Origin of the sequence: Sphingomonas sp. GM_Shp_2 (genome assembly GCF_026540875.1) — a bacterium.
GTDB lineage: Bacteria > Pseudomonadota > Alphaproteobacteria > Sphingomonadales > Sphingomonadaceae > Sphingomonas > Sphingomonas carotinifaciens.
Map to the genome: position 1 here is coordinate 26,344 of NZ_JALNUQ010000042.1, position 11,019 is coordinate 37,362.

The window sequence follows — 11,019 nt, forward strand, 5'->3', positions numbered from 1 at the left end:
AGAACAAGAAACCATATCTTTGCAAGTTGCACCGATATCGGTTGCATGTATCGCGTCGCCCCACCTCCTTCGTGCTGAGCGCCCTGCACCCGCGCGAGCCGCGCACGAAGGTGTTCGTGCCCTGCCGCCTGAACCTGAGCGGGACCTGGGGAGATGCCTGCATCCATAACGTATCGTCGCGCGGCCTGCTGATCGCGGCCGACCATGCGCCCGACACCGGCGACTATATCGAGGTGCGCCGCGGCACGCTGGTCATCATCGGGCGCGTCATGTGGCGCAAGGACCGCTTTTTCGGCGTGCGTACGCAGGACCGGGTCAGTGCCGAGGCCCTGACGCGTGAGGCGCGGCTCGCCACCCGGCCGAGCGGCCGCACCGAAAGCGACCAGGAACGCCGCACCCGCGCGCGGCTGGTGGCGGAAGGCCGCGTCGCCCGGCGGGTGGAAACCTCGCGGCACCGGTCGTCGGCCTTTCAATATGCCGTGTTCGCCATTGCCGGCACCGCCACCGCGGTCGTCATCGCGCTGGAGGTGCACGATGCGCTGGCCAGTCCGTTTGCGGCGATCAATACCGCTCTTGGTGGCAGCGTTCAGTAACCCCCGGCCCCTTTCCTGATCGAAGGGGCCGGGGCTCGGTTCAACCGCGGCTGCGCGGCACCACCATCTCGGCGCCGCTATAGGTCACCTCGGCATCGAAGCCGTTGTCGTCGGTGACTGGGCGGCCGGGCGAGATCCACTTCACCCGGATCGTGCGGGTGGCGGGCATGCCCTTCCACCCCTTGCCCTCGCGCGCGCCCAGCGTGACGCTGCCGGTTGCCTCGTCATAGCGGATTGGCATGCGCGCCCAGGCGCCGGTGCGATACTGTTCGCTGGTGCCGTCATCCTCATAGAGCGAGAAGCGGCCGTCCGCGCCGGTATAGACGGTGATGGTCAGCGGTGCGCCGGGCTGCTGGTCGACATATTGCGTCACCGGCCCCATCGGCACGATCGCGCCGGCGCGCACGAACAGCGGCATCCGCTCGTACGGAGCGGCCACGCTCACCCGCCCGCCGCCGCGATAGGCCTGTGCGGTCGCGAAATCGTACCACAGCCCATTCCCCGGCAGATAGACGGAGCGGGTCCGCGCCTTGTGCTCGGTGACGGGCGCGACCAGAAAGGCGTCGCCGAACAGATACTGGTCGTCCACCTGGCGAGCGGTGCGATCCTCCGGCCAGTCCATCACCAGCCCGCGCATGATGCTGCCGTCCTTGTTGAAGGTGTCGGCGGCGACCGTGTAGATATAGGGCATCAGGCGGTAGCGAAGCTGGTCGTACCAGACCATCGACGCGCGCATCGGCGAACCCTCGGGCGCGATCTCGTAGATCTCGCGGTACGGCGCCTCGCCATGGCTGCGGAACAGCGGGGTGAACGCGCCGAACTGGAACCAGCGCAGGTTCAGCTCGCGCCATTCGTCCAGATCGGCGGCGGTGGGCGTCTTGGTGGAGAAGCGATCCTCCAGCGCGAACCCGCCGATATCATGCGTCCAGTTGGGGATGCCCGACAGCGAGACGTTGACGCCGGCCGAGATCTGCGCGCGCAGATCGTACCACCGGCTGGCCACGTCGCCCGACCACACCGCCGAGCCCGTCCGCTGCAATCCGCCGAAACCGGAGCGGGTCAGGATGAAGGGGCGCACGTCCGGCTTGAACTTGCGCCAGCCGTCATAGACGCCGGTCGCGTGCACCAGAGGGAAGCTGTTGAAATATTCCGCCGCCGGCCCGCGTGCCGTCGGCCCCATCACCGCCAGCCGCTCCTCGATCGACAGGTTGGAATGGATGTCGGGCTCGCTGGCATCCAGCCACCATGCGTCGGTGCCGATCGTCCCCAGCTTGTCGCGCACCTGCCGCCAGAAGATCTGGCGACCTTGCGCCGAATAGGGATCGTAATCGGTGTTGGCATAGCCCTTGCCCACCCAGTCGCGATTGCCCATCTTCAGGTTGCCCTGATAGGTCAGCCCCTTGGCGGCCAGTTCCTTGTAGTTCTCGGTGGTCGGGTAGAATTTTGGCCAGACCGAGATCATGAAGCGGGCGTGCAGGTCGTGCAGCCGGTCCACCATCCCCTTGGGATCGGGGAAGCGGGATTTCTCGAAATCATGGCTGCCCCAGGCGTCCTCGGGCCAGTAGAACCAGTCCTGCACGACATTGTCGATCGGGATGTTCAGCGCGCGGTAGCGCTCGACCACGCCGACCACTTCGTCTTGCGTGTTGTAGCGCTGGCGCGACTGCCAGAAGCCATAGGCCCATTTCGGCATCATCCCGGCCTTGCCGGTCAGTTGCCGATAGCCGGCGATCACGTCGTCCATGTCGCGGCCGGGCACGTACCAGTAGTTCACCGCGCGCGCGACCTCGCTGGTCATCCACAGCGAATGGCGATCCGCCTCGGACAGCGGGTCGTTGTGGAGGAGCGCGATATAGCCGGCATTGGGCTCCCACTCGATGCGCAGGTCGACCGCCTTGCCCTTGGTCATCGGCAGGTCGAAATTGTGGTACCAGGGGTTCCAGTTCTGCCGCCAGCGATTGAGCACCTCGCGCCCGTCGGCGAAGACCTTGAAATAGCTGGAGCCGTAGAGCTGGAACTTGTGGACGCCGCCCTTGTCGGGAGTCACACGGCCGGTCCACACCACCTTTTGCGTTTGCACCGCATTGCCCGCGGTGTTCTGCCCGCCGGTCGCCGCGGTGGTCTGCGCCTTGGCCGCGGCGGGCCATTTCGCCTGGTCGCGGATATACTGGTAGTTGATCGTCGCTTCCTGCTGCGTCACCGCCAGCTTGCCGCCCAGATAATAGCGCGCGGTGAAGCCCGGCTTGCCGCCGCTGGTGACGCGCAAGGTGCCGCCCCCGCCCTGTCCGACCAGCGTGTAGGGCGCCGGGTTGCCGAAGCGGGTGATGCCGTCATTGTCCCACAACAGGCCGTAATTCTTCGTCGACACGACGAAGGGCACCGCGATGTCCATATTGTGCTGGGCGAGTTCGACGTCCTCGCCATTATAATCCATCTGCGCATTCTGGTGCTGCCCCAGGCCGTAAAAGCCCTCGTCGGTGCCGCGATTGAACTGCTGCGACGCGGTGACATATTGCCGCCCGTCGACCAGATTGGTGGCAAAGGACGCCGCGCCCGCCTCGGCCAGCGTTTCGCGCCCTTGCGCGTCGGTGAAGCGGACGCGGCCGGTCGCGAGATCGACATCCGCGGTGGTGCGCGCCGCCGCGAGGATGACATGCCCGCCCGCCTCGCGCACGGTAAACGCACCCGCCGCCGACGCCTGCGGCACCATCAGGCTCTCGGCCTGCACCGCACCCAGCGAGGTGCGCGGCGCGGCAATCACATGGATGATCCCGTCGCCGTGCACAGTCAGCGTCACCCGCGCGGACGGGCCGCCGGCCGGCGTCACTGCGATCCCGCCATCGACCTTCTCGTACCGCCCCGCCCCGGTCTGCGCATGCGCAGACGTGATAGCGCTACCGGCAAGCAGCGCTGCGATCATCATGCCCTTCATCACCCTACTCCCCTGTTGTCCCGGTGCCTTTAGCGATACCGCCCCATGGTCACCTTCAGCACCTGCGGCCGATCGACCAGATTGATGCCGTAATCTGTCTGGTCGCCGTTCCAGATGCGGTGCATCACCCATTTGCCGTCCTGGAACGTGCCTTCCTCGACGCGCAGGGTCATGCCGTTCGGCGGCGCACCGGGCGCGGAGCCGAAGCTGATCCGGGCATGGTCGCCCACGACCAGGAATTCGTCGTCGGACAGTTGCGCGACCGCGACCCCGCCGACCGGCTCCTTGCCCCAGGGGGTCGGATCGGCCTTCAACCAGGTCCAGTCCGCCTGGCCGAACTGCCACAGCCCCCAGTTCACCGTGATCGCCCACTGGCCCATCACCGTCTTCTGCGCGGCGCCGTCATCCGGCTTGGCGGTGCCCCAGGTCGGGCGGCTGGCCGCGATCCGGGCCCAGTCGCGCGCGATCGAGCCGAGCATTTCATAGGGCAGCGCGAACGCATCCAGCGTCGCATCGTCCAGTTGCTTGGCACCCAGCGGATAGTTGGACGCGCCCGTGTCATCGATGCCGAAGGGCGCGAAGCCGATCCCGCCGCGACCGATCGTCGCATAGAAATACCGCCCGAAATCGCGCGAGTTGCCGATTTCCGGCACCATCAGCGCATTGTCGGGCCGGGCATATTTATCCAGATACTGGATCACGTTGGTGCTGGAGCGATCATAGATGTCGGGGGCGGCGAAATCGATCGCGGGCGCCGCCGCCTTCCAGATGTCGAGCACGTCCTGCTGCGGACCGCCGCTGGCCACGCCCATCGGGTCGGGCACGTTGGACGGCCCGGCCAGCGAGGCGTTGACGTACATCGGCAGCGGCTTCACCGCCTTGCCGGCGGCCGCGATCGCGTTGACGAAGGACGCGGTGTACCAGGTGTTGAACGCGCGGTCCGCCTGATCCCCGAACGCCTGCGTCCAGGTGCCGCGCTTGCCCGTCTTCCTGGCCAGCGCCGCGGGAATACCTTGCGCGAACAGGCGATTGGCCTCCGCGCCGTAATCGCGCGGGTTGCGGTAGCTGCCCACCTCGTTCTGCGGCTGCACCATGATGACGGTATTCTGCGGATCGTGATCGCGCAGATATTCGATCACCTTGACGAAGGCGCGCTTGTCCGCCTCCAGCGTCGCGCGTCCGTGCGGCGAATGGACGTAATGATCCTCGCCGGTCTTCGTCTTGGCGCGCGGGAAGCGACGATTGTCCAGCTTCACCCAGTCGGGGGCATAGCTGGGCGACGTGTTCTTCCACGTCCCGAACCACAACAGCACGACGCGCTTGTCATGCGTGCGCGCCTGATCGAGCAGCGTCTGGAGATAGGAGAAGTCGAACCGGCCCTCCTGCGCCTCCACCTGTTGCCACGCGATCGGTATCTCCAGCGTATTGGCGTGGATGCGATCCAGCATCGGCCAGATCTTGGGCAGCGACGCGGCATAGTTGCTGGAATTATGCGCCTGTGCACCCAGCATCAGGAACGGCGCGCCATCGACCAGCAGCGCGTGGCGGCCATTCTTGCTCACCAGCTTCGGGATCGGCGTTGCCGCACCCGGGGCCGCACTCGGGGCCGCACCCGGTGCCGGCACGGTCTGCGCTGTCACCCCGGTCGTCGTCAGCAAAGCGGCCGCGATCGCCGTCATCCATCGTCCGTTTGCCGGCATCCCCTTGTCCCTCCTATAGATTTTCCGCCCACTTGACGGCTCTTCGGATGCGACCGATACCGCTAACAGAGACGGAGGGGAACAGGTGTTGCACCAAATTGACGCGTTGATCGCATCGCTGCCGGCCGACTGGCGTGAAGGGCGCTTTCTCGGTCGCATCGACCGTGGCGAGGGCCCCTGCCCCGTGCTGGTCGAACGCGGCGAACTGATCGACATGAGCCGCGTGGCCCCCACGGTCGCCGCGCTGATCGACGCCGGCGCGATCGACCCGGCGCAGGGCGAATCGCTGGGCGACCTGGCCGAACAGGACGCGCTGACCCTGCTCAGCCCGATCGACCTGCAATGCGTAAAGGCCGCCGGCGTCACCTTCGCGGTGTCCGCGCTGGAGCGCGTGATCGAGGAACAGGCCCGCGGCGACTATGCCGCGGCGGCGGCGGTGCGCGAGCGGCTGGAAGCGGCGCTGGGCGGCAGCATCCGCTCGGTCGTCCCCGGCTCGCCCGAGGCGGCCAGCCTGAAGCAGGCGCTGATCGAAGGCGGCATGTGGTCGCAATATCTGGAGGTCGCGATCGGCCCGGATGCGGAGATCTTCACCAAGAGCCCGGTTCTCTCCACCGTCGGCGACGGCGCGGAGATCGGCGTGCGCTCCGATTCGACCTGGAACAATCCGGAGCCGGAGGTGGTGCTGGTCGCCGATGCGCACGCACACGCCGTCGGCGCGACGCTCGGCAACGACGTCAACCTGCGCGATTTCGAGGGGCGCTCGGCGCTGCTGCTGGGCAAGGCAAAGGACAACAACGCGTCCTGCTCGCTCGGCCCCCTGATCCGCCTGTTCGACGACGGCTTCACCATGGACGATGTCCGGTCGAGCCAGGTGTCGCTCAAAATCGAGGGCACCGACGGCTATGTGCTGAACGGGGCCAGCTCGATGTCGGAGATCAGCCGCGATCCGCAGGACCTGCTGGCGCAGGCGGTGAGCGAGCATCATTATCCCGACGGCTTCGTCCTGTTCCTCGGCACGCTGTTCGCACCGACCCAGGACCGTGACGAACCCGGCCGCGGCTTCACCCACAAGACGGGCGACGTGGTGACGATCAGCAATCCGCGCCTCGGCACGCTCACCAACACCGTCACCACCTCCAAGGCCGCGCCCGCCTGGTCCTTCGGGATCGGCGACCTGATGCGCAATCTCGGCGCGCGCGGCCTGCTTTCGGCATGAACGACATGAACAATCGCGCCGTCTATCCTAGCCTTGCGGGCAAGCGGGTCATCGTCACCGGCGGTGGCTCCGGCATCGGCGAAGGACTGGTCGAGGCGTTCGTCGCGCAAGGGGCGCGCGTCGGCTTCGTCGACATCGCCGAGGAGGCGAGCGCGGCACTGGTCATGCGGCTGGGCGCGGGGGCGGCGCATGCCCCGGTGTTCCGCCGCTGCGACCTGACCGATCTGGACGATCTGGCCCGCGTCTTTGCCGAGCTGGAATCGGCGCTGGGCGGGGTCGACATCCTCGTCAACAATGCCGGCAACGACGACCGCCACGGTATCGACGACGTGACGCCCGCCTATTGGGACGAGCGGCTGAACGTGAACCTGCGTCACCAGTTCTTCGCGGCCAAGGCGGTGCTGCCTGCCATGAAGCGCGCCGGGGGCGGATCGATCCTGAACTTCGGGTCGATCAGCTGGCACCTCGCGCTGAACGACCTCGTCCTCTACCAGACGTGCAAGGCCGCGATCGAGGGGCTGACCCGCAGCCTGGCCCGCGACCTGGGTCGCCAGAACATCCGCGTCAACACGATCGTCCCCGGCAACGTCCAGACGCCGCGACAGGAAAAATGGTACACGCCCGAGGGCGAGGCGGAAATCGTCGCCGCCCAGTGCCTGGATGGCCGCATCCAGCCGTCGGACGTGGCGGCACTGGTGCTGTTCCTTGCATCGGACGACGCAAAAATGTGTACTGGCCACGACTATTTTATCGATGCGGGGTGGCGATGAACGCGGAACATCTTCTGACCGTCGGGGCGACGCTGGCGGAGGGCCCGATCTGGGTCGACGACGCCTTGTGGTTCGTCGACATCAAGCAGCAGCGTATCTATCGCTACGATCCGGCCACCGACACGCGCGACGACTGGGCCGCGCCGGAAATGGTCGGCTGGGTCGTGCCGGCGGAGCGCGGCGGCTTCGTCGCGGGGCTGCAATCGGGCCCGCATCATTTCGACCCGGAAACCGGCACCTTCGAGCGGCTTGCCGAGATCGAGCCGCATCTGCCCGCCAACCGGCTGAACGACGCGGCGGTGGACGGCCAGGGCCGCATCTGGTTCGGCACGATGGACAATGACGAAAGCGCCGACAGCGGCCAGCTCTACCGGTTCGAGAACGGGACGGTTTCGGAGGCCGAGGCGGACAAGGTGTGCATCACCAACGGCCCCGCCATCGCGCCGGACGATACCGTCCTCTACCATGTCGATACGCTGGGCAAGACGATCGTCGCCCACGCCATCAACGCGGACGGGACGCTGGCGCCTGCCCGCCCCTTTCTCACCTTCGGCGACGAGCATGGCCATCCCGACGGTGCGATCTGCGATGCGGAGGGCGGCGTCTGGGTCGGCTTCTTCGGCGGATCGGCCGCGCGCCGCTTCTCGCCCGACGGCACCATGACGCACGAGGTGCGCTTCCCCGTGTCGAACATCACCAAGGTGGCGCTGGGCGGCCCGGACGGACGCACCGCCTATGCCACCACCGCGCGGCAGGGCCTGTCGCCCGAGCAGCTGGCGGAACAGCCGCAGGCCGGCGACATCTTCACCTTCCGCGTCGACACGCCCGGCAAGCCGGTGCTGCGCGCAAAGGTCTGACGATCGGGCCGCCCTCGCCCTTCCCACCCGGCTTTGCCGCGCAAGGGTGAGGGCTGCCCGGACTTATTATGACACGCCTGCCCATCCGCCCGACAGACGGCGACACGGCAGGATCAAGGGAAGGATCGACACGTGGAAGGCAGGCACAATACGGGCCTGATCTCGCTCATCGTCGCCGTGGCGACGATCGGCGGGTTCATGTTCGGCTATGATTCGGGCGTCATTAACGGCACCCAAAAGGGGATCGAGGCGGCCTTCGATCTCGGCCGGCTCGGCATCGGCATCAATGTCGGCGCGATCCTTGTCGGATCGTCGATCGGCGCCTTCACCGCCGGGCGGCTCGCCGACCTGATCGGGCGGCGCAACACCATGATGCTGGCCGCGGTCCTGTTCCTGGTGTCCGCGGTGATGGCGGGCGCGGCGGGTTCGTCGGCGATCTTCATCATCGCGCGGATCATCGGTGGTCTCGGCGTCGGTGCGGCATCGGTCACCTCGCCCGTCTACATCTCCGAAGTGACCCCCGCGAGCATCCGTGGCCGCCTGTCGAGCGTGCAGCAGGTGATGATCATTTCCGGCCTGACCGGCGCGTTCGTCGCCAATTTCGCGCTGGCACGCTGGGCCGGTGGCTCCACCGCCGAATTCTGGCTGGGCTTCCCCGCCTGGCGCTGGATGTTCTGGCTTCAGGTGGTGCCCGCCGCCATCTATCTGGTCGCGCTGCTCTTCATTCCGGAAAGCCCGCGCTATCTGGTGGTCCGTGGCCGCGATGCGCAGGCGGAAACCGTGCTGGCCCGCCTGTTCGGCACCGAAACCGCGCGCCGCAAGGTCGCCGACATCCGCGCCAGCCTCGCCGGTGACCAGCACAAGCCGCGCCTGTCCGACCTGCGTGACCGCACCACCGGCCGCATCCGCCCGATCCTGTGGGTCGGCATCGGCCTTGCCGTGTTCCAGCAGCTGGTCGGCATCAACGTCGTCTTCTATTACGGCGCGACCTTGTGGGAAGCGGTCGGCTTTACCGAGGACAATGCGCTTCAGATCAACATCCTGTCGGGTGCGCTGTCGATCGGCGCCTGCCTGCTCACCATCGCGCTGATCGACAAGATCGGGCGCAAGCCACTGCTCCTCGTCGGCTCGGCAGGGATGACCGTCACGCTGGCGACGGTCGCCTGGGCCTTCTCCACCGCCGTTACCGACGCGTCGGGTGCGGTCAGCCTGCCGGGCAATTCCGGCATCATCGCGCTGGTCGCGGCCAATCTCTACGTCGTGTTCTTCAACGTCAGCTGGGGCCCGGTGATGTGGGTGATGCTGGGCGAGATGTTCCCGAACCAGATCCGCGGCTCCGCGCTTGCGGTGTCGGGCTTTGCGCAGTGGATCGCCAACGCGGCGATCTCGGTCAGCTTCCCGTCGCTGGTCGTCTCGCCGGGTCTGGCGATCACCTATATGGGCTACACCGCCGCGGCGTTCGTCTCGTTCTTCTTCGTCCGCGCCATGGTTCACGAAACCCGCGGCCGCGAACTGGAAGACATGGTCGGCTGATACAAAAAACCCCTCCCCTTGGCCGGGGAGGGGTCGGGACTGGGGCGCTTTCCCGCAAACGCGGTGTTTGCGGGAAGCGCTTCACCGGTCAGATCGGCGACCACTCCACGGTATCTTCCTCGCCATCGTCATTCACCGGTGCGTCCGCCGGCGGCCCCATCGCCTCCAGCAGCTTGTCCAGCACCCAGTCCACACCGATGCCGCTCGCGCCCGACAGCGGGATTACATCCGCGCCGCTCGCCTCGGCCAGCTCGGCGGACAGCGCCTCGATCAGCTCGTCGTCCAGCGTATCGATCTTGTTCAACGCCACGATCTGCGGCTTGTCGATCAGCCCGGCGCCGTAAGCCTCCAGCTCGTCGCGCACGATGCGATAGCTTTCCGCCACGTCCTCGTCATTGGCATCGACCAGATGCAGCAGCACGCGGCACCGCTCGATATGGCCCAGGAAACGGTCGCCGATCCCGGCACCGTCGGCCGCCCCTTCGATCAGGCCGGGAATGTCGGCCACCACGAACTCGCGTTCCTTGTGCCGCACCACCCCCAGCTGCGGCCGGGTGGTGGTAAAGGCATAGGCGCCGACCTTGGCCTGCGCATTGGTGACGGCATTGATAAAGGTCGACTTGCCGGCATTGGGCAGGCCGACCAGCCCGGCATCCGCCAGCAGCTTCAGGCGCAGCCACACCCACGCCTCCTCGTTCGGCCAGCCGGTGCCGTGCTGGCGTGGCGCGCGGTTGGTGGAGGTCTTGTAGCTGGCATTGCCGCGTCCGCCGTCACCGCCGCGCAGGAATATCTCGCGCTGCCCGACCTTTGTGAAGTCGATCAGCACCTCTTCCTTGTCCTCGGACAGCACCTGCGTGCCGACCGGCACCTTGATCACCAGATCCTCGCCGCCGGCGCCCGTGCGGTTCGACCCGGAACCGCCCTGTCCGCGCGGTGCGCGAAAATGCTGCGTGTAGCGGAAGTCGATCAGCGTGTTCAGCCCGGCCACCGCCTCGAACACGATGTCGCCGCCCTTGCCGCCATGTCCCCCGTCAGGGCCACCATATTCGATGAACTTCTCACGACGGAAACTGACGGCACCGGGACCACCGGCGCCGGAGCGGACGTAAATCTTGGCTTGATCGAGAAAATGCATGGCTCGCCCCTTAGCCGAAGCGGCCCCTCTTGGGGAGCGTCAATCCTGTGACGGGCGCGGCACGCCTTGTGCGTCGTGCGCCGCCAGCAGATGGCGCAGCGCCAGCCCGCGTGCCGCCTCGCCATCCAGCCCCAGGGCCGCGGCCAGTTGCTGGCCGATCAACGCCTGCCCCAGCGCGGTCAGCACCAGCGACAGCGTCGTCTCCGCCAGGAATACCCGGTCCGCCGGGTCCGCGGGGTTGGACGACAATTGCTCCACCAGTTCGCGGATCGCGGTCAGCATC

Annotated in this window: 8 protein-coding genes and 1 pseudogene; 5 read left to right on the forward strand and 4 right to left on the reverse strand. The window is 67.0% G+C overall.

Going from position 1 to position 11,019, the window contains the following annotated elements; all coding sequences use genetic code 11:
- The first annotated feature begins 71 nt into the window (after window positions 1-71).
- Window positions 72-593 (forward strand): PilZ domain-containing protein, encoded by a 522-nt coding sequence (locus OXR08_RS13870; RefSeq protein ID WP_267350687.1) that lies wholly within the window; start codon window positions 72-74, stop codon window positions 591-593.
- A gap of 40 nt (window positions 594-633) precedes the next feature.
- On the opposite strand, the gene OXR08_RS13875 is transcribed toward OXR08_RS13870, so the two are convergent.
- Window positions 634-3,525: a TIM-barrel domain-containing protein gene (locus OXR08_RS13875; RefSeq protein WP_267350689.1), complete on the reverse strand. Its 2,892-nt coding sequence runs from the start codon at window positions 3,523-3,525 to the stop codon at window positions 634-636.
- A gap of 29 nt (window positions 3,526-3,554) precedes the next feature.
- Window positions 3,555-5,204: a DUF5597 domain-containing protein gene (locus OXR08_RS13880; protein WP_267350691.1), complete on the reverse strand. Its 1,650-nt coding sequence runs from the start codon at window positions 5,202-5,204 to the stop codon at window positions 3,555-3,557.
- 106 nt (window positions 5,205-5,310) lie between these two features.
- On the opposite strand from OXR08_RS13880, the gene OXR08_RS13885 reads away from it, so the two are divergent.
- From OXR08_RS13885 to OXR08_RS13900, 4 genes are all read left to right on the forward strand, one after another.
- Window positions 5,311-6,441 carry a fumarylacetoacetate hydrolase family protein gene (locus OXR08_RS13885; RefSeq protein WP_267350692.1) on the forward strand — a complete coding sequence of 377 codons (1,131 nt, stop codon included), beginning with the start codon at window positions 5,311-5,313 and terminating at the stop codon, window positions 6,439-6,441.
- Window positions 6,438-7,211 (forward strand): SDR family oxidoreductase, encoded by a 774-nt coding sequence (locus OXR08_RS13890; RefSeq protein WP_276589513.1) that lies wholly within the window; start codon window positions 6,438-6,440, stop codon window positions 7,209-7,211. The genes OXR08_RS13885 and OXR08_RS13890 overlap by 4 nt, the downstream gene beginning before the upstream one ends.
- Window positions 7,202-8,068: an SMP-30/gluconolactonase/LRE family protein gene (locus tag OXR08_RS13895; RefSeq protein ID WP_267350693.1), complete on the forward strand. Its 867-nt coding sequence runs from the start codon at window positions 7,202-7,204 to the stop codon at window positions 8,066-8,068. Before OXR08_RS13890 ends, OXR08_RS13895 begins: the two co-directional genes overlap by 10 nt.
- Window positions 8,069-8,200: 132 nt before the next feature.
- Window positions 8,201-9,601, forward strand: a complete 1,401-nt coding sequence (locus OXR08_RS13900; protein WP_267350695.1) for a sugar porter family MFS transporter — start codon at window positions 8,201-8,203, stop codon at window positions 9,599-9,601.
- Between the two features lie 88 nt (window positions 9,602-9,689).
- On the opposite strand, the gene obgE is transcribed toward OXR08_RS13900, so the two are convergent.
- Together obgE and OXR08_RS13910 are read right to left on the reverse strand one after the other, a co-directional pair.
- Entirely contained in the window at window positions 9,690-10,736 is a 1,047-nt protein-coding gene (gene obgE, locus OXR08_RS13905; protein ID WP_112383486.1) for a GTPase ObgE, read from the reverse strand.
- Between the two features lie 39 nt (window positions 10,737-10,775).
- A pseudogene (locus tag OXR08_RS13910) lies at window positions 10,776-11,019 on the reverse strand (hypothetical protein); the annotation flags it as partial.

Excerpts from the sequence above, each read along its gene's own strand:
- OXR08_RS13875 (WP_267350689.1), bottom strand. The coding sequence starts at position 3,525 with ATGAAGGGCATGATGATCGCAGCGCTGCTTGCCGGTAGCGCTATCACG.
- obgE (WP_112383486.1), bottom strand. The coding sequence starts at position 10,736 with ATGCATTTTCTCGATCAAGCCAAGATTTACGTCCGCTCCGGCGCCGGT.
- OXR08_RS13880 (WP_267350691.1), bottom strand. The coding sequence starts at position 5,204 with ATGACGGCGATCGCGGCCGCTTTGCTGACGACGACCGGGGTGACAGCG.
- OXR08_RS13890 (WP_276589513.1), top strand. The coding sequence starts at position 6,438 with ATGAACGACATGAACAATCGCGCCGTCTATCCTAGCCTTGCGGGCAAG.